Source organism: Bradyrhizobium mercantei, assembly GCF_001982635.1.
Classification (GTDB): domain Bacteria; phylum Pseudomonadota; class Alphaproteobacteria; order Rhizobiales; family Xanthobacteraceae; genus Bradyrhizobium; species Bradyrhizobium mercantei.
On the sequence record NZ_MKFI01000003.1, the window covers coordinates 174,337 to 195,887 of the forward strand.

A 21,551-nucleotide genomic window follows, 5' to 3' on the forward strand; every position below is an offset into this window, starting at 1 on the left:
TCAACGCTCTCGCCTCGAGAATTGGTGCCCTGCAGCAGGCCGCCGCTGTCCCTGCCTCGGCTCCTCCGGCGCCACCAGTTGCCGCAGCGAGCCAGCCGCTGCCGACCGCAGCGCGGGTTCTTCCTAAGGTAAGAAGGCGCTGGCCGCAGGTTCTGAAGCCGGCCGGTCCCGCGTGCGTCGGCGGCACTGCATTGCGCGTGGCGCCGGGCACCGGAGACCGTTGACCATGGCGGCGCCGGACGCGAAAACGTTTGATTTCCTGACCGGTGCCGAGGGCGACTACATGGGAGTCGTCATGAGCCAACTCGCGGATGTTCCGTGGGCTAAGCCGCTGATTGGCGACATCGAAGCGGCCGGCGGCTTGAAGGGCGAAAACAAGGCTAAGCTATTCGAGCTGCGCTTTGGGAACGAACTCCACGCAGCGGGCATCCAACCGCAATACGAGGTCCCTGGCGAGGCGAAGTCCACGATCGATTACGGCTTCTCGGCCGGAGGCACCGACTTCCTGGTCGAGATGATGCGGCTCGAAGAGACCGACGCTGTCAAGGCGGCGACAACGACCGAAGAATTCGAGGACGGTGCCGTTATGTTTGCAAGGCATCTCCACTCGAACGCCGAAGATCCCCGCCAAACGCCCGAGGGTGAAACGCTCAAAGCCGTGGAGCGGATTTGTCAGAAGCTCGAGGATGGCGGCAAGCCTCATAAGTTTCCGCCTCCAGCGGGCAAGACCCACGTTCTCCTCGTCGATTTTCGAGCGTTCAAGAACGGCGGCGACATTTGGGACCGACTGCATGTCGCTCTTGCCGGAGACAAGGTGCCCCCGTTCTTCCGCCACTATTACAAGGGCCGCCTGATCACGGGCGTCTTCGATCCCAAGACTTCCTTGAAAGGCGCGGCTGAGGCCCGCGAACGGCTGCATTTCGTGGGTTTTGTGAATGAGAAGGCTTACCAAGATGGCTCCTTCGGACCCGCGATCCAGTTCGTGGCCAATCCCAATCTCTTCAAGACCGATGAAGAAGCTCAGGCGGCGTTGGCCGGATGGCCGCTCGGTACTCCCGACATCATCAATGCGAGGCCGAAGAAGACGCCCGAGCATCTTCAAGAGATAGCCGATGCGATGTCGGGCATGACCGTTGGGGAAGGAGCGGAGCTTTCCCAGATGCTCAAGCACAAATGGGGCCTCCGGTCGTGACGACGACGCGGCCGAAATAGCTGGCACCTCGCGTGCCGTTGATTCGAAAAGCCGCGAGGTTCTTGCGCGCTTCGTAGCTGGCTGTCGCCACGACGCCACGCTCCCGGACTCCGCCTACGGCGCCTGGCTTACCGCTGAGATCAGGATTGTCTCGTCACCCAACGGACGCGTAGATGGCGTCCATGTCGACGTGGATGATCTTGCGCTGCGGGGCGAGGGCTCAGCCTGGCCGTCGTCCTCGTCGGTCACGCTGTCTGCCCGGCTGGGTCTTCCTTGACGCCGCGAGCGACGACCCGGAGCGATCCGTCCCGTAGAGGCCGCTGCAGCTTCAAGGCGTCGTCCAGAGGGGCCGTCATCCAGGTCTCGACTTCCTCCGGCGTCGTCAGGATCACCGGCATGGCCTTCGGGTGGATGGCGGCGACTTCGGCGTTCGGCTCCGTCGTCAGGAATGCGTAGAGGTCGTTCGTGGTCTCGCCTTCCTTGATCTTCCGGACCGATGTCCAATTGGTCCAGATGCCGGCGAAGCAGGCGAGGGGACGAGCCTCATCGAGCGCGAACCAGATGTCGCCGCCCTCGGCCTTGTTGAACTCGCTGAACGAGTTGAACGGCACCACGCAGCGGTTTTCGGTCCCTAGCCATCGCGTCCAGTGTTTGCTCTTCACATTGCGGATGTTGGTCGTGCCGCTGTCCGGCTCCATTCTGAGCAATTCCTTGAAATCGACCGTCTTGCCCTTGGCTTGCAGCTTCTCGGCTCGCTTCTTGGTGGCGTCCATGAGTGCCTTCGATGAAGATGGCATCCCCCAGCGCGCCGTGGCGAGCTCGCGGCCCTCGGCTCCGTTGCGCACGATCGGTGCCTGGTAGTCCGGAAACACACCGGGCATGGGTGCCAGATTGCCCACGTATCGGTTCACGACGCGAAACAGCGCACTAATGGCAGCCTGGTTGGTCGTGATCGAGTAGAGATTGCACATCGGTCAAGGTTCGGTTCTGAGGTGGCGAGGCTGTGAGGCCAATTGTAACAGAGTTGCGGATGGACGCCGGCCCGCCTTGGCACATTTGCGACAGCGCAGCCGGCTGGCGAGATCGTGCACGAAGGTGGTCGGCGGATGCTTGATCGCCCCAAGGTCGACGTCGCTCGGCGTCTTGCAGCGCGCGCACATGATCTCGAGCCAGGGAAAGCCTCCATTCACAGCCTGATCGATGGTGGGGGACGGATCGATCGGTTCGCCGTCGCTCCACATGCGCTCGTTCCAGCTTTCGCAAAGCAGCCTGTCCGCTTGCTGGATCATGGCTTGGCCCTTGGCCCGCATCTCCGTTGACTGAGCAGCCAGGATGCTGGCCATCGCGCGTGCCTTGCCGAGCTCTTTCGCCAGAGCCTTGCGATCACCGCCCGACAGGGGCGTGGGGTGATATTTCGGGGCCATCCGGACATCCAGGCGCTAACAGATCGGATCGGCATCCGGAGCGGTTTACGCCGTCTCGAACGCCGGCCAACACCCGTCTTCTTCATGCCTGCCAGTGCGTTGCTGGCAGGTGTTGTCGAGCAAGCGCTGCGCCACGTCCTTCCAGACCGCGTTGCGGCCATACAGTCGGACGGCATCGGCGGTCTGGATTTCCACGATCCGCTCGCAGCGGCGGCAGGAAACGCGCAGCACGTGGCGTTGAATCTCGCAAAGACGTCGCTGCCGCCTCTCGGCTCCGGTATCGTCGGCGCGAGGGTCTTTCAGGATCGATTCCCAATATTCCGAGGGAAGTGGCGCATCCGGAGGCGCAGAGGAGGGGGCCAGCCTGCGGACGGTTTCAGCGGCCAGTTTTTCCATCTGCTTCGGGGGCGGCATGCGCCAGCTCGCGGGTCGATCGGTCATTCCGAATTAGAACATAACAAGAACAAATGTCGAGTCCGCGCGGACCCTCATCTTGAAAAAATCGTCCTTTCTGGAGGGGCGCGATGTCGGAACCAGGCCGCGCCGTTCGTCTTGAATCCAGCACAGTACTGGAGTTCCCCCGCGATGGCTCCCCGCGCCAACTGGAAAGGCTTCCTGCGTCTTTCCCTCGTCACCTGCCCGGTCGCGCTCTATCCGGCCACGTCGGAATCCGAAAAAGTCTCGTTCAATCAGGTCAACCGGAAGACCGGCCACCGCATCAAATACGCGAAGGTCGACGCCGATACCGGGGAAGAGGTTGCCAACGAGGACATCGTCAAAGGCTACAAGGTCGACACCGACACCTTCATCGAGGTGACCAAGGATGAGCTCGACAACGTCGCGCTGGAATCGACGCGAACCATCGAGATCGACGAGTTCGTCGACCGCCGCGAGATCGATCCGCGTTATCTGATCCGTCCCTATTACCTGAGTCCCGATGGCAAAGTCGGCCATGATGCCTTCGCCGTGATCCGCGAAACCATCCGCGAGATGAACATGGTCGCGATCGGCCGTGTCGTGCTCACCAATCGTGAGCACATCATCGCGCTGGAGCCGTTCGAGAAGGGGCTGATGGGAACGCTGCTGCGCTATCCCTACGAGGTCCGTTCCGCGGAGGAATATTTCGACGATATTCAGGACGTCAAAGTCACCAAGGACATGCTCGATCTGGCGAGGCACATCGTCAATCAGAAGTCGGGCCATTTCGAGCCGGACAAGTTCGAAGACCAGTACGAAACCGCCCTCATCGATTTGATCAACCAGAAGCGCGCCGGCAAGCCCATCACGGCGAAGGCGCGCCCTCGAGGCGAGAACGTCGTCGACCTGATGGACGCGCTGCGCAAGAGCATTGGAAGGGATGCGGCGGCCGCGCCGGAAGCACCCAGGAAGGCAGGCAAGAAGCCACGCAAGGCCGCGGCCGGGCAGAAGGAAATGCTGATGCCGATTGCAGGCAAGAAGCCGGCGAAGGAGGCAGCCGCGAAGAAGCCGGCGGCCAAACCGCAACGGAAGTCAGCTTAGGTCTCGTGACGCCACCGTCAGGTGGTGTCTCAAGTTCTGCGCAATCGCCAAGCCTGGCTAACCTTGAGGCCTCATCCCCAAGCGTTGGCCGCAGATGCTGCCGTACATGCCCACAACCCCACCGAGGCCATATCCTGCGTTCGAATCCTCAGTGTTGAGTTGCTGCACAACGCCGGTTGGCGAGGTGATCACGCTCACCTTGCAATAGCGTGTGCTCGCTGTGCCCCAGCCTCGATCAGTCTCAATGTCAGTCACAGCGGAGAGCTGCCAGACATAGGACGACTGCCCGCTGTTCATCTTGAACATGCTTGTCGGTGGACCGAACTTCACGACCAGGGTGTCTATGTTCTGACCGATGTACTGGTCTCCGAGGCGTGCGACTACTTCTTGCTTTGACGCCGCGCAGCCAGCCAGCACTGCGCAGGCGGCAGCGATAACCAAAAGTCTCATTCCAAATTTCCCCCCAGCAATGGGGACATTAAGCGTAACCAGCGCGCGAGATCAACTGTGGGTAGAACTAAAGTTTGAGACTTGCTTCAACGGTCTCCCGGTCTATCGAAGACGGTTCGTGGCCGATGTCTTGTTTATCTGGGATGCGGACGTTCTGATCTGGGCCGCTTCCCAGATCGTCGAAGCCCGCGACGCCGGCTTGAAGACGTCGCGCCTGATGGCTGCAACGCCTTACGAGATCCTGACGTTTGTCGGCCGCGGCACCAGCGCGCGCGACTATGACCGGCTGAAGGCGAGTCTCGACAGACTTCAGTCAACGACCGTGCTGACATCGATCCGTCAGCCGGCAGAGCGGCGACGGCATCGTTTCTCCTGGATCAACGAGTGGAAGGAGACAGCGGATGCAAATGGTCGCCCATTTGGACTCGAACTGATCCTGCCTGATTGGTTTTATGCCGGCGTCATCGATGACGCGCTCGTGCTTACGATCGACCGCGCCTATTTCGCGCTGACAGGAGGACTTGAGCGGTGGCTCTACCGGCTCGTTCGCAAGCACGGTGGTCGACAGAACGGCGGCTGGAGTTTTGATCTTGTGCATCTCCATGCCAAGTCCGGCATCCTCTCGCCGCTCAAGCATTTCGCTTACGATGTTCGTCAGATCGTCAAGCGCCAGACATTGCCCGGCTATCAGCTCGTGCTCACGCGCGATCCGAACGGCGCCGAGCGACTGAACTTCGCGCCTACGCCTGTTGATCCCTTAACGGCACGCCTGCGCCGGCGCGGTCTCATTTCAACTTCGGAGGACAATCTGTGAATCAGCTCGTGCTATCGGGGACCGCGACCCTCGTGCTATCGGGGACCCAATCCTCGTGCTATCGGGGACCAAAATCGGGCCTAAGCGGTTGTTTCTCGGCACTTTCCGGCCACCGTAACTTTACTAACCAGAAATCCTTCGGATTTCTTCTAACGGACCAGGCCGAGAGACGCGTTGGAGGCGACCGGCAACGACGGGCCGCCAGTTCTGCTTGCCTTCAGAAGCCATACGGGCACTTCCCCGACCCCAAAGCTCACTGCTCCCAGTTCGAGCTTCAGGGAGCGGCGGCATGAGCGATCTCACCGAAGTAGAAGTGCTGTGGCTCGAGAAGCGTATCGAAAACCGTGTTCGCTTCGGGCGCATCGCGGCGGAGAGGAAGATCGATCGTCACCGGCGCGTCGTTTCATTCGCGCCAGGCAGCATCTTTGCCTTCGTCCGTTGGACCTCCAGCGACTTTGGCACGATTGTCTCGCGGATCGACATCTTGCGCGCGGTCGCCCCGGGACAGCGCTGTGTAACAGTTCCTTACGTGAAGCCCGGTGGAGAGACGCTGCTACGGCTCTCCGGTTGGCCGAAGGTTGAACGCGTACTGCAGATGATTGATGCCATCGAGACGCTCGGCATCGATCCGTCCGATGTCGCGCCCGATCATTGGCATCACGTTCATAACCGTCTATCGGTCAACGAAGACCCGCGGCCCTACACGAAGGCGCGCCACCAGGCTTGGCTCCATCGTCAGAGGACGATGCGATGACGGGCCGCATGACGACGCTGACCGCAACCAGTGTGGTCGCCGTTGCACTCATAGCGACATTGGTGTTGGAGCCGTTGCCGCTTTACATCTGGAATGCGTCCGAAAGTGTGCCGATCGGTCTCTATCGTTTGCTCCCAGACGAAAGCTTACGCGTCACCGAGCTGGTCGCCGTGCGGCCGCCGGAGCCGCTCGCGACCTTCCTCGACTTCAATGGCTATCTGCCGGCCGGTGTCCCAATGCTCAAGCGGGTCCTTGCACTGCCCGGGCAGACCGTCTGCAGGAGCGGGCTCGCGATTTCGGTCGATACCATCGCGGTGGGCGAGGCGCGGGATCGCGACGGACGCGGCCGGCCGCTGCCGAAATGGCAGGGCTGCCGCGTCGTCGCGGAGGGCGAGCTGTTTCTCATGAATTGGCAGTCGGACGACTCTCTTGATGGTCGATATTTTGGAGTTCTGCCTGCGTCAGCCGTGATCGGCCGTGCGCTCCAGGTGTGGACGTGGGAGGAGTGATCGTGCGCATTTCACGAGTTCGCCTCACGATTCCTCTGTTCGATCGATTGCGGGACCATTCCTCCGTCCCGACCAGGTTTTGCAAGGCTGGCGCGCGCAGCGCCGGTCCAGGGCGGTCGAAAGGCCGGCGCGAAGCAGCTTCACCCTGGACGGGCGCGAGCACGACGGCATGCTTGGCTCAGTCGGGCGCGCGTGTTTGGGTAGTAGTATCGCTGCTTCTTGGCACACATTGTGCTGTTCTGGCCCAGCACGAGTCGGCCGCGCTTCCAGCGACCTGTCATGCGCCTGACTCGTCGTCGGGATTCATCGACGAAGCTTCACAACGCTTCGCGATCCCGACGCAGTGGATATGCTCAGTTCTTAGCATTGAAAGCGCTGGAGACGTGCACGCCAGATCACCCAAAGGCGCAATGGGCTTGATGCAAATCATGCCAGCGACCTGGGCAGAACTTCGCGATCGCCATAATCTCGGTAGCGATCCCTACGATCCGCTCGACAACATTCTGGCAGGCGCAGCCTATCTGCGTGAACTATTTGATCGCTACGGCTCGCCTGGTGTGTTTGTCGCCTACAACGCGGGACCGTCTCGCTATGAAGAGCATCTCGCGGGCGGCCCTTTGCCGGACGAGACGCAAGCGTATGTGGCAAAGCTTGCAAATCTGCTGGGTATCGAATTGCCGCGGACCTGGACCGCCGGCCGGCAGTCATCGGCAGCCGCAACGCTGTTCGTCTCGCGATCTGATCCGATGAAAATGCGCGATCGGTTGCCGGCGCTCATGTATTCGAGCAGCGCCGCAACCGCAGTTTCAGTGCGCGGTGTTTCGCCCATGGTCCCTCGGCCCATTGGCGTGTTCGCCCGTCGATCGAATTCGGAAGCATCCCGATGACCAGTTCCTCAGGTTCGCTGGCCACGGCGTGCTTCAGCGGGCAATTGGCGGAACGGCAAGAACGGTGGGCAAACACGACATCAGGACGGCGAGATAAAAGAGGCTCGCCGGTCGAACCGCAAGCCATTGACATGGCTTGGGTTCCGGCGTGCCGGTCGGTCGGGGCGCGTGCCGCGCCTTGCATTTTGACGAATGCACACAAGGGCTTCTTCGGCACCGTGTGCACTTTTGATCGTTGGGAGCCCGGTCCATGACGGTGGGCGACAGCGATCTGCGTATTCGGCCCGGGCGCATCCGCAGCACCCGCGCGCCGAAACCAAAGAGCTTCATCAACCAGGTGCTACGTGCAGCGAAGAAAGCCGGACACACCTCGGGGCAGGCTGCAGCTGGCAGACGCCCTGCCTATGGACGCTCGACGTTTGGCCGCGGCCGGCTCGCCTTTGGTCGCAGCCGGTTGTTCAGCCCGACACGGCGCGTCGTGGTGAAGGCGCGCGTTGTCCGACACAAGGGACGAGCGTTCCGTTCGGCACCACTGACCGCCCACCTCTCATATCTGAAACGCGACGGCGTGACCCGGAGCGGCGATAGAGCCGAGATGTTCGATGCCGACAGCGACCGTGCTGACGGTACGGCCTTCACTGAACGCGGCAAGGACGATCGCCACCATTTCCGGTTTATCGTCTCGCCCGAGGACGCCGGGGACATGACCGACCTGAAGGCCTTCACCCGCGACCTCACCAAAGAAATGGAGATCGACCTCGGTACGCGGCTCGATTGGGTGGCCGTCGACCACTGGAACACGGACAATCCTCACGTCCACCTTCTCGTTCGGGGAGTCGATGGGGAAGGGGCCGATCTCGTCATCTCCCGCGACTACATCAGCCGAGGTCTGCGCTCGCGCGCCGAGGAACTGGTCGGGATTGAACTTGGCCCTAAGCCGGAGCACGAAATCCGCAATTCGCTGGAGAGGGAAGTCACGGCAGAGCGATGGACGCGGCTCGATCAGGAGATCCGGCTGGCAGCCGATGAAACCGGCTATATCGATCTTCGCTCCGAACATCCCGGCAGCTCCGATCCCGAGATCCAACGCCTGATGGTTGGCCGGCTCCAGCATCTGGGGAAGATGGGCCTCGCTGCATCCGCTGCGCCAGGGGAGTGGATGGTCGGGCTCGAGGCCGAGCGCAGCTTGCGCGACCTCGGTATGCGCGGCGACATCATCAAGACCATGCACCGCGCCTTTACCGAGCGCGGGGAAGCGCGCGGCGTTGCCGATTACGTCATTGAAGGTGGAGAGCCGACGTCCCAGATCGCCGGACGACTGGTTGATCGAGGGTTGCACGACGAACTGACGGGCGAGGCCTATGCGCTGATCGACGGCACAGACGGACGCGCTCACCACGTGCGCTTCCGAGGGATTGAGGCCTTCGAGCACGCACCGCCGATCGGCGGAATCGTCGAAGTCCGCCGCTTCGGTCATGCCGACGATACACGGCCGACCGTGGTGCTCGCGATCCGCTCCGATCTCGATCTTGGTGAACAGATCGTCGCAAAAGGAGCAACCTGGCTCGACCACCGGCTTGTCGAACGGGATCCGATCCCGCTCGCCATAGGCGGATTCGGTCGCGAGACACGTGACGCCATGGAAGCCCGTGCCGAGCATCTGATTCAGGAAGGGCTGGCACGGCGGCAGGGCCAACGCGTCATCCTGCAGCGCGACCTCCTGAACACGTTGCGCCGACGCGAACTGGACGAGGTGGCAGCTAAAATCTCGGCCGACACCGGCATGCCTCAGGTGAACGGCGCCTCCGGGGAGCATGTGGCAGGCACATATCGCCAGCGACTGACGCTTACCTCGGGACGCTTCGCCATGCTCGACAGCGGTCTTGGCTTCCAGCTCGTGCCGTGGTCGCGCGAGCTCGAAAAGAGGCTCGGCCAGCACGTCACCGGCGTCGTGAAGGACGGGGGTGGCATCGAATGGGGGCTTGGTCGGAAACGCGACCTCGGCCTTTAGCTATCTAGCCAACGCAGTTGCGGAAAGGCGCATGTGATGACTGGAACCAAGATCCTCTGGGGACAAGCAATCGTTGTCGGCCTGATCGTTTTGCTCGCTATCTGGGGAGCAACCGAATGGACGGCCTGGCGGCTTGCCTACCAGCCCGAGCTTGGGCAGCCCTGGTTCGAACTGTTGGGCTTCAAGGTCTACTACCCGCCTGTATTCTTCTGGTGGTGGTTTGTCTACGACGCCTATGCACCTCAGGTCTTTGTCGAGGGTGCTTTCATCGCGGCATCGGGGACCTTCATTTCGATCGCGGCGGCGATCGGCATGTCGGTCTGGCGGGCGCGTGAGGCCAAGAACGTCGAAACCTATGGCTCGGCGCGTTGGGCCGATGCTCGGGACGTCAGAGTGGCCGGGCTTCTCGGTTCGGATGGTGTGGTGCTGGGCAAACTCGACCACGACTACCTTCGCCATGACGGACCGGAGCACGTGTTGTGTTTTGCACCGACCCGATCGGGCAAAGGTGTCGGCCTCGTCGTCCCCTCGTTGCTGGTCTGGCCCGGCTCGGCCATCGTGCACGACATCAAGGGTGAGAACTGGCAACTTACCGCCGGCTTCCGCTCGTGTCATGGCCGCGTCCTGTTGTTCGACCCGACTAATGCAAAGTCCTCCGCCTACAATCCGCTTCTCGAAGTCCGGCGCGGGGAATGGGAGGTTCGCGACGTTCAGAACGTCGCCGACGTTTTGGTCGACCCTGAAGGCTCCCTCGACAAGCGGAACCATTGGGAGAAGACTAGTCATTCGCTCCTGGTCGGCGCCATTCTCCACGTCCTTTATGCACAAGCGGACAAGACCCTGGCTGGCGTGGCCGCTTTCCTGTCCGACCCGAAGCGTCCGATCGAGGCAACGCTGAAGGCGATGATGACCACGGCGCATCTTGGCGAGCAGGGCGCTCATCCCGTCGTCGCCTCGACCGCGCGCGAGCTTCTCAACAAGTCCGAGAATGAACGCTCGGGCGTGCTGTCCACCGCGATGTCGTTCTTGGGACTCTACCGCGATCCCGTCGTGGCTCAGGTGACCCGCCGCTGCGACTGGCGGATCGCCGACCTGATCGCAGATAGCCGCCCGACGACGCTGTACCTCGTGGTGCCGCCCTCGGACATCTCGCGGACCAAGCCCCTAATTCGCCTGGTGCTGAATCAAATCGGCCGGCGCCTGACTGAGGACTTGCACGCCCGCGACCGCCGGCATCGAGTCCTGATGCTGCTCGACGAGTTTCCAGCACTCGGGCGTCTCGACTTCTTCGAGTCCGCGCTCGCCTTCATGGCAGGATACGGCATCAAGAGTTTCCTGATCGCGCAATCGCTCAATCAGATCGAGAAGGCCTACGGACCAAACAACGCGATCCTCGATAACTGCCACGTCAGAGTCAGCTTTGCGACCAATGATGAGCGGACAGCCAAGCGGGTATCTGACGCAATGGGAACCGCGACCGAAATGAGGGCGATGAAGAACTATGCCGGGCACAGGTTGAATCCCTGGCTGGGGCACCTCATGGTCTCACGTCAGGAGACGGCGAGGCCGCTTTTGACTCCTGGCGAGGTCATGCAGCTTCCGCCGACGGACGAGGTCGTGATGGTGGCGGGCACGCCGCCGATCCGGGCGAAAAAGGTGCGCTACTATGAGGATGGCCGGTTTATGGAACGGGTCTTGCCGCCGCCAGATCCTGCGGCCTGCGGTCGATCATCACGGACGGACGGATGGTCAACGCTCGGAACGCTGAAGCCGACGCCGCTTTCAACCGACAGGGGGCAACTAGACGAGGACATGGCGAACAGCGGTCTCCGTCGCGAGCCCGAACTGCCCGAACACGTCGCAATCGCTAAGGAGACAACTGAACCGACGCCCGCAGAGGAATTTGCGGCCGTTCTTGACGATGACGAGGACGCGGTCCGTCAGTCTCGGCTCATACGCCAACAGATGCGCGGTGTTGCCCGGCAGGTCGCCATGGATCCGAATGACGGTATGGACCTGTAAGACAACATGCGCGACCGGATGAACGTGTATTTTCCGCCAGAACTTCTGAAACAGATATCGGATCTTGCCGATCGGAAGAACATTTCCCGGTCTGCGATCGTGGAAGCTGCAGTCGCTTCATTTCTGTCACCGGATGGAGCGGACCGGCGGGAGGCAGCGTTCACCCGTCGCCTGGATCGGCTGTCACGTCAGATGCAGAGGTTAGAGCGCGACGTTGGTTTGACGGCCGAGACCTTGGCCCTTTTCATCCGCTTCTGGCTAACGATCACGCCGCCGTTGCCCAACGACGCGCAGGCGGCCGCGCAGATGAAGGGCAGAGAGCGCTTTGAGGGATTTGTCGAGGCGCTCGGACGCCGCCTGCAAAAGGGGCAGAGCTTTCTGCGCGAGGTTCCAGAAGATATCCACCGTCAGAAGCCGGGCGGCGAGACCTGATTGATTGGGTGAAAACCCTGTCGCGCCGGTCTCTTCGTTTCCAACGTGAGCCTACGATCGTCACTGATCAAACAGCGTCTTTAGCAACCTTCAGCGGTGATGCTTTGACCGACTTGCTGGCCGGCTTGGCCGCGAATTCCATAGGCTCTTTCGTAAATGGATTCACGCCGCTGCGAGCCTCGGTAGCGGGCTTGTTCACGACTGACATTTTGACGAATCCCGGAATGACAAACTCTCCAGATTCATTCAACTCCTTGTATCCCACCGTCGCCATCTGCTCGATAACGGACTTTACATCTCCCTTAGAGAGCTGCGTCCCCTCTGCAATTGCGTCAATCAGCTGGTTCTTGGTCATCTTTGCCATGATAGGTCCCCTTTTAGAGAAGCCGCTCGAGCCACACTGGATGCGTCAAGCTGTTCGAAGAGCCCGTCGATCACACCGGTGGTCCTGAAGTTACCGGGCTTAAAACCTATCGAGCTTCAAAATGCAAGGAGGGTTCGACGTCTGATTCGAACGGAGCCTCGAATGCAGAACGGCTCGGTGCGATTGCATCGAGGGTGGATTCTTGGCGCAATCGTCCTTCTCGTCGGCATCGATCTCGACCCAGTCAATCACGCTGCGGCAGCGCGTTGATGATTCCTGGGTCAAAGTCCCAGCCTTTCTTTTTCTACGCCGATCTACGATCGCCGAAGGCGCTTGTTGCGCTGAGTCGATTGGTGGCTTCTCTAATCATCCCCATCTGAGGGCGCTCTTTAACCGTCCTCACTCGGTGGGGCGACGGTGGCTATCCAATCCTTTCAATCGGAGGCAAATTCTCGCGGTGCGCGAATGCTGCGTAGCGCGCTTGGCACGGCGATTGCGGGCTACCTCGAAGATGAAGCCATCATTGAGGTCATGCTCAATCCGGATGGGCGGCTGTGGATCGACAGGCTGTCCAGTGGCCTGATTGACACTGGCGAAATTCTGTCAGCGGCGGACGGCGAACGCATCGTTCGCCTTGTGGCGCACCACGTCGGCGCGGAGGTGCATGCTGGCTCGCCACGGGTCTCGGCCGAACTGCCTGGCACCGGCGAGCGCTTCGAAGGTCTCTTGCCGCCGGTCGTTGCTGCTCCGGCCTTCGCTATCCGCAAGCCTGCGGTCGCTGTGTTTACGCTCGACGACTACGTCGCCAAGGGCGTCATGAGTTCGACGCAGGCCGAGTTCCTGAAGGCCGCGGTCGCCGCACGGCGGAACATCCTCGTCGCCGGCGGGACATCGACCGGCAAGACGACCTTGACGAACGCGCTCTTGGCCGAGGTAGCAAAGACTTCCGATCGGGTCGTGCTGATCGAAGATACACGTGAACTACAGTGCAAAGCGCGAAATCTTGTGGCTTTGCGGACCAAAGATGGCGTGGCCACGCTGTCAGATCTTGTCCGCTCCTCGTTGCGACTGCGCCCGGATCGAATCCCGATCGGCGAGGTCCGCGGCGCCGAGGCGTTGGACTTGCTCAAGGCCTGGGGCACCGGCCATCCGGGCGGCATCGGGACCATCCATGCGGGCACCGCGATCGGCGCACTGCGGCGGCTCGAGCAACTCATCCAGGAAGCCGTCATCACGGTTCCGCGCGCCTTGATCGCCGACACCATCAATCTCGTTGCTGTGCTTGCGGGACGCGGCGCCGACCGTCGCCTCGCTGAGCTCGCCCTCGTCATGGGGCTTGGTGCCGTCGGCGATTACGACCTTTCACCAGCGGGAGACTGACATGCGTTCGCAATTTTGTTTTCTTTGGAAAGCCGCCTTACTGGCTGCTTCCGGTTCAGTTCTCTTGACGGCGCCGGCATGGGCGGCTGGGTCGAATATGCCGTGGGAGCAGCCGCTCAATCAGATCCTGCAGTCGGTCGAGGGGCCAGTCGCCAAGATCATCGCCGTCATCATCATCATCGTGACCGGGCTCACGCTCGCGTTCGGGGATTCGTCGGGTGGTTTCCGCCGGCTGATCCAGATCGTGTTCGGTCTGTCGATCGCGTTTGCCGCCTCCAGCTTCTTCCTGTCGTTCTTCTCCTTTGGCGGCGGCGTGGTGATCTGATGAATGAGTACGTCGCAGGCTTTGTCGTGCCCGTCCACCGCGCGCTTACTGAGCCGATCTTGATGGGCGGCGCGCCGCGGTCGGTTGCGATTGTCAACGGCACGCTTGCCGCGGCTCTTGGGCTTGGACTGCGGCTGTGGATCGCGGCTCTCGTCCTCTGGTTCATCGGTCACATGGCTGCCGTCTGGGCCGCCAAGCGCGATTCCGCTTTTGTCGACGTGGTGCGCCGACATCTGCGCATTCCCGGGCATCTGGACACCTGAGCTCTCCGTCATGATGAACCTTGCTGAATATCGCCATTCCAACGCGCGTCTTGCCGACTTCCTGCCCTGGGCAGCCCTCGTCGACGACGGCATCATCCTGAACAAGGACGGTTCGTTTCAGCGCACTGCAAGGTTCCGGGGCCCCGACCTCGACAGCGCAGTGCCGGCCGAACTTGTCGCCGTCACCGGTCGTTTGAACAACGCCTTGCGCCGCTTGGGATCAGGCTGGGCCGTGTTCGTGGAGGCGCAGCGTCATTCTGCGGGCACCTACCCGAACGCTCAGATCTTTGCGTTCGATTTTGGCGGTTCGATCCGCGCGGCCGCCTATCGAAGCGGCGGCCTTGCTGGCGTCGCGGAGGCTAGCGCCTCGGCCGCCATGAGTCCGTTGCGTCGCGCAGCGGCTGCGCTCGGCAGCGCTGGGCAAGCCGGTGCGCAGGCCGTGAGCACGTCGGCTGAAGGACAACCCGATTGGGCGCGCCGCATGAAGGGTGGCCAGACCATTCGGCATGGTGCATCGGCAGCAAGCCACGCGGTCCGCTCCGGCGATCACGGGGGCAGCGGCTCCTCCGTCGATTTGTCCGAGGGAGAGCGCTGACACGCGGCAATGCGCCTTTGCCACACGGCACGGGCGCGCCGTGGACACGGACACCACACGATTTGAAACCGATCACTTGATCTCAGGGGGCGATTATCGATGTTCAAGCGACCATCCGTTCACTACGGGCGATTGCCCGAGCCGATTACGCCTTATCAAAAGGCAGCGCAGGTTTGGGACGAACGAATTGGCTCGGCCCGCGTGCAAGCCAGGAACTGGCGCCTGATGGCCTTCGGCTGCTTGATGTTGTCTGCCGGCCTCGCCGGGGGACTTGTCTGGAATTCCAGCCAAGGCTCGATCACGCCTTGGGTGGTAGAAGTCGATCATCTCGGTCAAGCCCAGAGAGTTGGGCCGGCCAACATCGACTATCAGCCCACTGACCCGCAGATCGCCTACCATCTGGCGCGCTTTATCGAGGATGTCAGAGGCCTGCCCGCCGACGGCATTGTTCTGCGCCAAAACTGGCTCCGGGCCTACGATTTTACGACCGATCGTGGAGCCGCAGCACTCAACGACTATGCGCGGAACAATGACCCTTTTGCCAAGCTGGGTAAGGCGCAGATCTCCGTCGATGTCTCGAGCGTCATTCGTGCCTCACCCGATAGCTTCCGGATCGCATGGATCCAGCGTGCCTACGACAACGGCTCGCTAAGTTCGACGGAGCGTTGGACTGCCATTCTCACGATCGTGATCGAGACGCCGCGGGATTCTGAGCGCCTCCGGAAGAATCCGCTTGGCGTCTACGTCCGCGCCATCAATTGGTCGAAGGAGTTGAGTCAATGACCAAGACGCCGTCTAACGTTTATTCGAAGCGGACCATCCCGCACAGCGGGATACATTCGACTTGGTCCCAGTTCGTGACCTCCAAGCGAGCACTTCTCTCCGTTCTTCTGCTTTGTTCGTCGATGCTCGGGGGGTGCGCGACCTACATTCCGCCGGAGATTAGCTATGACGCGGAAGTCCCTCCGTTGCCGGCGTCTCCGGTCGCTCTCGACGACAGATCGCGACCGCTTCATGTTCCCCCGCTCTGGAAGCCGGCTCTCGGCGGCAAGTCGGGAGGGAAGGAAGAGCCTGAACCCGTGAGCCGGGTTGAGGCGGCAAACGGTGCGGCCCGAGTCGAACCGCGCAAGCGGGGGTATTTCAACGCAGCGCAAATCTACGCCTACAGTCCTGGGGCGCTCTATCAGGTTTACGCCGCGCCGGGGCAGATCACGGATATCGCGCTCGAGGAAGGAGAGCAGTTGACGGGATCAGGACCGATCGCGGCCGGTGACACTGTGCGCTGGGTCGTAGGTGACACCGAGAGTGGGAGTGGCGACACGCGACGCGTCCATATCCTGGTCAAGCCGACCCGTGCATCGATCGAGACCAATCTTGTCGTCAATACCGACCGGCGCACCTATTTGATCGAGCTCCGCTCGCGCAAGCGGCCATACATGCCGTCCGTTGCCTGGTACTATCCGGAAACAGTGCGTGAACGATCACGTTCGGTCGCTCTGACACCCGTGCTTCCGGATCCGACGCAGCGCATCTCTCGTTACGCGATCGAAGGGGACAGCCCACCTTGGCGGCCGCTTGCTGTCTATGACGATGGCCGCAAGGTCTACGTCGAATTTCCGAAAGGGATCGTGCAGGGTGAGATGCCGCCGCTCTTCATCATCGGCCCTGACGGCAAGACCGAGCTCGTCAACTATCGCACCTACGGCAACGTGTTGATCGTCGATCGGCTGTTTGCAGCCGCAGAACTGCGTCTCGGAAGTGAGCACCAGCAAAAAGTCAGGATTGTTCGGACCGACGGGAGACCGTCGACATGAATACCTCGAGTGGAAACGACCGCGAGTCGGCGATTCCGCCGCAAGCGCAGGACGAACTGTCCAAGAGCTTCCGCTTAAGAGCGGAGCATCCGCGCGTAACACGGTTGTCGCGGAAAGTCCTGGCCGGAGGGAGTGCTATTGCATTGCTTGTCATCGGCGGGGGTGTGTTGTGGTCGCTGCAGGACAATCGTTCCCGAAACCAGGCGGCTGACGAGCTTTACAGCACCAACCATCATAGTGTTGCCGACGGCATTACGACGCTGCCGAAGGACTATGCAGGCGTTGCGCGCCAGGCAATCCCGCAGCTTGGTCCGCCCCTTCCTGGGGACCTCGGTCGGCCGATCCTTGCTGCTCAGGGTCAATTGCCGACGATTGGCAATACGGCCCTTGATCCGGAACAACAGCGCCGGGATCAAGAGATCGAAGCGGCCCGTATCAGCCATTTGTTTGCTTCGACCAATGGAAGACAAATGCGTCCGGCTGCCGCGACGGCTCAGGGGAGCGACCGGATGCAACCCGGTTCGACGAGCACCAGCGACGACGGATTTGCGCAGAACGGTCAAGACAGGAAGCTTGCCTTCGTGAACGCATCCGTGGATCGCCGCACGGTCAATCCTGACCGCGTTACCAAGCCGGCTTCACCGTATGTCGTGCAGGCCGGAACCGTTATTCCGGGTGCCCTCATCACCGGAATCCGATCGGACCTTCCCGGTCAGGTCACAGCGCAGGTGACTGAGAACGTATACGACACGCCGACCGGTCGTTTCCTGGTCGTACCGCAGGGTGCTCGTTTGATCGGCATCTACGACAGCCAGGTTACCTTCGGCCAGTCACGTGTGCTGCTTGTCTGGATTCGGTTGATCATGCCGAATGGTAGCTCGATCGTACTCGAACGACAGCCCGGTGCGGACACCGCTGGCTATTCGGGCTTGGAAGACCAAGTCGACAATCACTGGGGAGAACTATTCAAGGCCGCAGCGCTATCAACGTTCTTGGCCGTTGGCACGGAACTCGGTTCTGGTTCGGACGCAAACAGCAACGACAGCGCCATCATCCAGGCATTGCGTCATGGTGCCGCTGACTCCCTGAATCGGACTGGGCAGCAGGTGGTTCGGCGCAGTCTCAACATCCAGCCTACCCTGACCGTACGACCTGGTTTTCCGGTTCGCGTTATTGTCAATCGGGATCTCGTTCTGCAGCCATACCGGAGTTAGCGTCACTATGGCAAAACTCAAAATTCAGGCACTTCCAGACGATAAGCCCGTCAAGATTACGCTGGAACTACCGGCTTCCGTGCATCGCGATCTGGTCGCCTACGCGGCGGCCCTCGCGCGGGAAAGCGGTCAGCCGATTAGTCATCCGGCCAAGCTGGTCGGACCAATGCTGGCGCGGTTCATGGCCGCAGATCGTGGGTTCTCGAAACTCAGGCGGACCGGTCACTCAACGGATGCGGGCGAAGGATAGCGTTCCGATAAGAGCTGGAGAAAGCCGTGCAGGGCCGGGTTTTCGTTGTCCGGGCGCCAGTGCGCGGAAAAGTCTATCCGGCTCGATCCTGTCCCGTCGCGCAGTTCGCGATACACGAGCCCGGCGAATTTCGCTCCCATGTCAGATTCCATGACGAGGCTGATACCGAGGCCCATGCTGATGAGGCTCTTGACCATTCCGCGGCTTACGTCGTGTCGATCAATTCTGGGCCGATCGTCCGCGGACCCAATCTTGGATATGATCAGGTCTTCGAACTCTCGGCTGGGGTCATGATGACTGAGCAAGACGGTCTCGTTGCGGAGGTCAGTCCACCGGACGACGTCATGCTCCGCCAACGAATGATCCTCGCGGAACGCGACAAGTACGCGTTCGCTCCATAACCTGAGGGTCTTGTTGTCCGATTGTGGCGGCTCTCCGGTGACGACGAGCGCATCTAGAGTCCCGCTCCTGAGCGCGTTCATGAGAAGGGCGCGCGGCCTCTCAGTCGTGGCAATTTCGATATGAGGAAATCGCTTCTTGAAGTCAAGCAGGGTACTCCGGAGGTTGCCCGCCGAGATAGACGTACAGAAGCCGATAGAGAGGCGGCCGGCTTCGCCGCGACCAATGGATCTTCCGGTTGCAACCAGCGCGTCGATCTGTTCCAGGACCATTCTTGCAATCCTTACGATGCTTCTTCCGGCAAGGGTCGGTCGAATCCCTGCGCTGGAGCGCTCAAAGAGTGTGGCTCCGATCAGATGTTCAAGCTGACCGATAGAGCGGCTCATCACGGAGTGTCGAACGGAGAGCATGTCAGCCGCTCGTCGAAGGCTTCCGCAATCGCTAGCGGTGACCGCAAATCGAAGGTGCTGCAGGTCGATTGCAGGTGCTCTCCGTGAGTGTGGTTGGTTACTGATGTTGCAGATTTCCGGCATGTCCAAGGGCTCGCTAGCAAGTCGAAGAGCGACATCTCCGCGTTCAGCGGCGGCGTGTTTACGCTTATCGTCCTAGGCGGCCGTGAGCATCACTGGCGTCCAGAGAACCGGCTCGCGAAGGTTACCTGCCTTCCGAAGTCTCTCGAGCACTTCAATCGAGACAGCAAGGTAACCTGCAACGGCGAGGGTATTCCCGATCTTCTGGGGATTGCCGATCCTTCGCAACTGCCAGCCGGCCCGCCGCAGGACCCTTTCCATTCGGACGTCCGTGACGGTAACAATGTCGGTAAGCTGCCGCGATAGCCCGAATTCGATCATTCCCGCAAACAGCTCGTAGGTGGCTTTGGCTATGCTATGCTCGCCCTTTGGCGCGTCTGGCCCAGCTTCGATCGCAAACCTGCTGCTCTCCCAGATCAGGGGGCTTACGGGCGCGGCCTGCCCGTCCAGGAGTGCGGGGAACGTGTCACGAAGCATATAGGGGCCGAGACTGGGCAGGAGCCGGACGGATCCTTGTACCCGGCCATCGTCTGAAACCTGCGTCAGGTATACGGGATGCAGCGCGTCGAAATCATCGATCTCCATGTCGCCGCTATGTTGGACGTCCCAATCCATTCGGATTTTGAAGACCCGATATCGCAACTGATGCATTGCCACAAGTGTGCTGGAGAATTCTCCGTACCAGGTCTCTGTGATCAATTGAATCATGACTTCCTCCAACTCCAGGGAATCATGACTATGGAAAATGAATGCTGCTGAACGCATCACCTTCAGCTGCAGGGGATGACTGTCCTAATTTTGCTTACTTTTCTTAGCAGCAGCCAAGCGCATCGCAGCTTGTACCACCGTGCGCACGCCGAGCTTTTCCTTCACAGTGTCTAGGTATGAGGCTGCAGTATTGCGTGAAATTCCGAGTATCTGCCCTATTTCCCAAGAGCTCTTGCCTTGAGAGGCCCATTCCAGGCATTCGAGTTCGCGAGGAGATAGGAGAACTCCATCAATGGGGACTTCTTGTGAGAGTTTGCGACGAACGTGCGCATGAAAACACATCGCAATGAGCTGAAGGACTCGCGCATGCGTGTCGATGCAATTTTCGAACCGCGGTCGCTTTTGGTCAGCTGCAAAGGTCAGTGCCGCGACCGGTCCGTGACCATCGTGAATGGGCACGGTAAAGCCTAGCCGAATTCCAAACTCGGATGCGTGATTGATGAACTCCTTCTGTTGCGGAGAAAGCCGTCTCAAGGGAATGTCCATACCCCATTTGAAGGGTTCGGGGGTCGCCAGCGCCTGCATGACGACGGGATCAAGTCGCTCGTAGTGGTTACGTACATAGTGCGCGACCCAGTTCGAAGGGTAAGTCGACATTATCATGGGTTTTTTCCCAAGCTGACGCGGTAGCGCTAGATATGCAAAGCAATGCAAGTCGAGCGCGGTCGCGACGACCGCCATGGTCTCCGTGAAAGAGTCGACATCACCGGACGTCGAAAGATGGTCGATGAATCTCTGAAAGATGCGATGCATAATCTCCAAAATCAGTCATCATGTGAGCAGATCTACATGGCCCGTAGGCCAAGCGACGGCGCGCGTAATCTCATGGTTTCGTCGTTATCCGAGCTGTTCGACACAAGTGTCAGCGACTTCTCAGGCGCTTTGATCTGGAGACCCAAATGCGGCATCTGTCGATGTCTCACCCGCCCCGCTGGCGGCCAGATGAATCGTCTCCGCGGCTTCTGCCCAGGCGCGCAGACAGGCCCGCAGTCGTTGCCCAAGGAGGTGCCATGACGCGTCGTCGGGATATTCCGACTCGATTGCGTCGATGATCCGATCTGCTTCATCGATTTTCTTGCGGATCGACGCGAGCAGTTGGTCACGATTGGATGCAAGGTTCGAGAAGTCGACGTCCGTGCCTTGGAGCCGTCTAACTGCTGCTCCGATCGTTGCGTGAGGCATCAAGAGGATATTTTGATATCTGGTCACTATGCGGCCATCGCGACTTGGAGGAATCCCTGAGCTTCTATCTGTAGAGCCGTCGCTTGCGCAAATGCCGAGCGCAGACTGCATAGAACCGAGCGCGTGGGCCCGAAAACGTGAATTCGACGAAAGACGTTGAGTGCTGACATTGCGGACCTTCTATTGGAGAACGTGCTCCTTGGTCGAACGCGTAACGATGAAGCGGCCTCGCATGATGTGAACGAAGCCACGCGACATTCAACCGTTGGTCACTAACGTAAACTTAATTGCGCTGATCGCACGCGCGGAGGCTCGGAATAATACTGCGTGTATCGTCTATCCGTTGCCGGGCTTGTCCTTCAATGAAATGCTGGGATGGACAGCGTGTGTGAGCGCAGCCTTGACATAGAAAGACGCAAGCCATGCATGCATGCAGCGTCGAGATCAGCCTTTG

The 21,551-nt window shown here is 60.6% G+C and carries 24 protein-coding genes and 3 pseudogenes; 17 read left to right on the forward strand and 10 right to left on the reverse strand.

Annotated elements, in window-relative coordinates:
- Positions 1 to 226 precede the first annotated feature (226 nt).
- Positions 227 to 1,192, forward strand: a complete 966-nt coding sequence (locus BI327_RS14370) for a hypothetical protein (protein ID WP_076860967.1) — start codon at positions 227 to 229, stop codon at positions 1,190 to 1,192.
- Between the two features lie 61 nt (positions 1,193 to 1,253).
- On the opposite strand, the pseudogene BI327_RS43110 reads toward BI327_RS14370, so the two are convergent.
- The 4 genes and pseudogenes from BI327_RS43110 to BI327_RS43115 form a co-directional block, all read right to left on the reverse strand.
- A pseudogene (locus BI327_RS43110) lies at positions 1,254 to 1,376 on the reverse strand (Y-family DNA polymerase); the annotation flags it as partial.
- Between the two features lie 61 nt (positions 1,377 to 1,437).
- Positions 1,438 to 2,163: an SOS response-associated peptidase gene (locus tag BI327_RS14380; protein WP_076860970.1), complete on the reverse strand. Its 726-nt coding sequence runs from the start codon at positions 2,161 to 2,163 to the stop codon at positions 1,438 to 1,440.
- A 3-nt stretch (positions 2,164 to 2,166) separates the two neighbouring features.
- Entirely contained in the window at positions 2,167 to 2,616 is a 450-nt protein-coding gene (locus BI327_RS14385) for a hypothetical protein (RefSeq protein ID WP_076860972.1), read from the reverse strand.
- Positions 2,617 to 2,661: 45 nt separating this feature from the next.
- Entirely contained in the window at positions 2,662 to 3,057 is a 396-nt protein-coding gene (locus tag BI327_RS43115; protein ID WP_245334806.1) for a hypothetical protein, read from the reverse strand.
- 144 nt (positions 3,058 to 3,201) lie between these two features.
- On the opposite strand from BI327_RS43115, the gene ku reads away from it, so the two are divergent.
- Positions 3,202 to 4,134 (forward strand): non-homologous end joining protein Ku, encoded by a 933-nt coding sequence (gene ku / locus BI327_RS14395; protein WP_076860974.1) that lies wholly within the window; start codon positions 3,202 to 3,204, stop codon positions 4,132 to 4,134.
- A gap of 57 nt (positions 4,135 to 4,191) precedes the next feature.
- Here ku and BI327_RS14400 read toward each other — a convergent pair whose 3' ends face one another.
- On the reverse strand, positions 4,192 to 4,584 hold the full coding sequence (locus BI327_RS14400) for a hypothetical protein (protein WP_076860976.1): 393 nt from the start codon (positions 4,582 to 4,584) through the stop codon (positions 4,192 to 4,194).
- Between the two features lie 136 nt (positions 4,585 to 4,720).
- On the opposite strand from BI327_RS14400, the pseudogene BI327_RS14405 reads away from it, so the two are divergent.
- The 7 genes and pseudogenes from BI327_RS14405 to BI327_RS14435 form a co-directional block, all read left to right on the forward strand.
- Positions 4,721 to 5,398, forward strand: a pseudogene (locus BI327_RS14405) (replication initiator protein A); the annotation flags it as partial.
- A gap of 289 nt (positions 5,399 to 5,687) precedes the next feature.
- Positions 5,688 to 6,152, forward strand: a complete 465-nt coding sequence (locus BI327_RS14410; RefSeq protein ID WP_076860978.1) for a DUF2840 domain-containing protein — start codon at positions 5,688 to 5,690, stop codon at positions 6,150 to 6,152.
- Positions 6,149 to 6,661 carry a S26 family signal peptidase gene (locus BI327_RS14415; protein ID WP_076860980.1) on the forward strand — a complete coding sequence of 171 codons (513 nt, stop codon included), beginning with the start codon at positions 6,149 to 6,151 and terminating at the stop codon, positions 6,659 to 6,661. The genes BI327_RS14410 and BI327_RS14415 overlap by 4 nt, the downstream gene beginning before the upstream one ends.
- 365 nt (positions 6,662 to 7,026) lie before the next feature.
- On the forward strand, positions 7,027 to 7,548 hold the full coding sequence (locus BI327_RS43740) for a lytic transglycosylase domain-containing protein (RefSeq protein WP_245334858.1): 522 nt from the start codon (positions 7,027 to 7,029) through the stop codon (positions 7,546 to 7,548).
- A 250-nt stretch (positions 7,549 to 7,798) separates the two neighbouring features.
- Entirely contained in the window at positions 7,799 to 9,559 is a 1,761-nt protein-coding gene (locus BI327_RS14425) for a relaxase/mobilization nuclease domain-containing protein (protein WP_076860984.1), read from the forward strand.
- A 36-nt stretch (positions 9,560 to 9,595) separates the two neighbouring features.
- A complete protein-coding gene (locus tag BI327_RS14430; RefSeq protein ID WP_076860985.1) occupies positions 9,596 to 11,581 on the forward strand; it encodes a conjugal transfer protein TraG in 1,986 nt (661 codons plus the stop codon).
- 6 nt (positions 11,582 to 11,587) lie between these two features.
- Entirely contained in the window at positions 11,588 to 12,013 is a 426-nt protein-coding gene (locus BI327_RS14435) for a CopG family transcriptional regulator (RefSeq protein ID WP_076860988.1), read from the forward strand.
- Positions 12,014 to 12,080: 67 nt separating this feature from the next.
- Here the strand turns inward: BI327_RS14435 and BI327_RS14440 are convergent, their stop codons facing one another.
- On the reverse strand, positions 12,081 to 12,377 hold the full coding sequence (locus tag BI327_RS14440; RefSeq protein WP_076860990.1) for an HU family DNA-binding protein: 297 nt from the start codon (positions 12,375 to 12,377) through the stop codon (positions 12,081 to 12,083).
- Between the two features lie 465 nt (positions 12,378 to 12,842).
- On the opposite strand from BI327_RS14440, the gene trbB reads away from it, so the two are divergent.
- The 8 genes and pseudogenes from trbB (at position 12,843) to BI327_RS14480 (ending at position 18,218) form a co-directional block, all read left to right on the forward strand.
- Positions 12,843 to 13,757, forward strand: coding sequence for a P-type conjugative transfer ATPase TrbB (trbB, locus tag BI327_RS14445; RefSeq protein WP_174683045.1), 915 nt, complete (start codon positions 12,843 to 12,845; stop codon positions 13,755 to 13,757).
- A gap of 1 nt (position 13,758) precedes the next feature.
- Positions 13,759 to 14,082, forward strand: coding sequence for a TrbC/VirB2 family protein (locus BI327_RS14450; protein WP_076860994.1), 324 nt, complete (start codon positions 13,759 to 13,761; stop codon positions 14,080 to 14,082).
- A complete protein-coding gene (locus tag BI327_RS14455) occupies positions 14,082 to 14,345 on the forward strand; it encodes a VirB3 family type IV secretion system protein (RefSeq protein ID WP_076860996.1) in 264 nt (87 codons plus the stop codon). The genes BI327_RS14450 and BI327_RS14455 overlap by 1 nt, the downstream gene beginning before the upstream one ends.
- Positions 14,346 to 14,355: 10 nt before the next feature.
- Positions 14,356 to 14,619: pseudogene (locus BI327_RS43125) on the forward strand (conjugal transfer protein TrbE); the annotation flags it as partial.
- Positions 14,620 to 15,039: 420 nt separating this feature from the next.
- Positions 15,040 to 15,723, forward strand: coding sequence for a conjugal transfer protein TrbF (trbF, locus tag BI327_RS14465; protein ID WP_076860998.1), 684 nt, complete (start codon positions 15,040 to 15,042; stop codon positions 15,721 to 15,723).
- A complete protein-coding gene (trbG, locus tag BI327_RS14470) occupies positions 15,720 to 16,754 on the forward strand; it encodes a P-type conjugative transfer protein TrbG (RefSeq protein ID WP_076861000.1) in 1,035 nt (344 codons plus the stop codon). The genes trbF and trbG overlap by 4 nt, the downstream gene beginning before the upstream one ends.
- A complete protein-coding gene (locus BI327_RS14475; protein ID WP_076861002.1) occupies positions 16,751 to 17,968 on the forward strand; it encodes a TrbI/VirB10 family protein in 1,218 nt (405 codons plus the stop codon). The genes trbG and BI327_RS14475 overlap by 4 nt, the downstream gene beginning before the upstream one ends.
- Before the next feature lie 7 nt (positions 17,969 to 17,975).
- Positions 17,976 to 18,218 (forward strand): DUF2274 domain-containing protein, encoded by a 243-nt coding sequence (locus BI327_RS14480; protein ID WP_076861004.1) that lies wholly within the window; start codon positions 17,976 to 17,978, stop codon positions 18,216 to 18,218.
- On the opposite strand, the gene BI327_RS14485 is transcribed toward BI327_RS14480, so the two are convergent.
- The 4 genes from BI327_RS14485 to BI327_RS14500 form a co-directional block, all read right to left on the reverse strand.
- Positions 18,191 to 19,150, reverse strand: coding sequence for a LysR family transcriptional regulator (locus BI327_RS14485; protein ID WP_076861006.1), 960 nt, complete (start codon positions 19,148 to 19,150; stop codon positions 18,191 to 18,193). The two genes, BI327_RS14480 and BI327_RS14485, sit on opposite strands and share 28 nt — an antisense overlap.
- Before the next feature lie 72 nt (positions 19,151 to 19,222).
- Complete coding sequence (locus BI327_RS14490; protein ID WP_076862129.1) at positions 19,223 to 19,855, reverse strand: acyl-homoserine-lactone synthase; 633 nt, start codon at positions 19,853 to 19,855, stop codon at positions 19,223 to 19,225.
- Between the two features lie 84 nt (positions 19,856 to 19,939).
- A complete protein-coding gene (locus BI327_RS14495) occupies positions 19,940 to 20,668 on the reverse strand; it encodes a LuxR family transcriptional regulator (protein WP_076861008.1) in 729 nt (242 codons plus the stop codon).
- Positions 20,669 to 20,788: 120 nt separating this feature from the next.
- A complete protein-coding gene (locus BI327_RS14500; RefSeq protein ID WP_076861010.1) occupies positions 20,789 to 21,124 on the reverse strand; it encodes a hypothetical protein in 336 nt (111 codons plus the stop codon).
- Between the last annotated feature and the right edge of the window lie 427 nt (positions 21,125 to 21,551).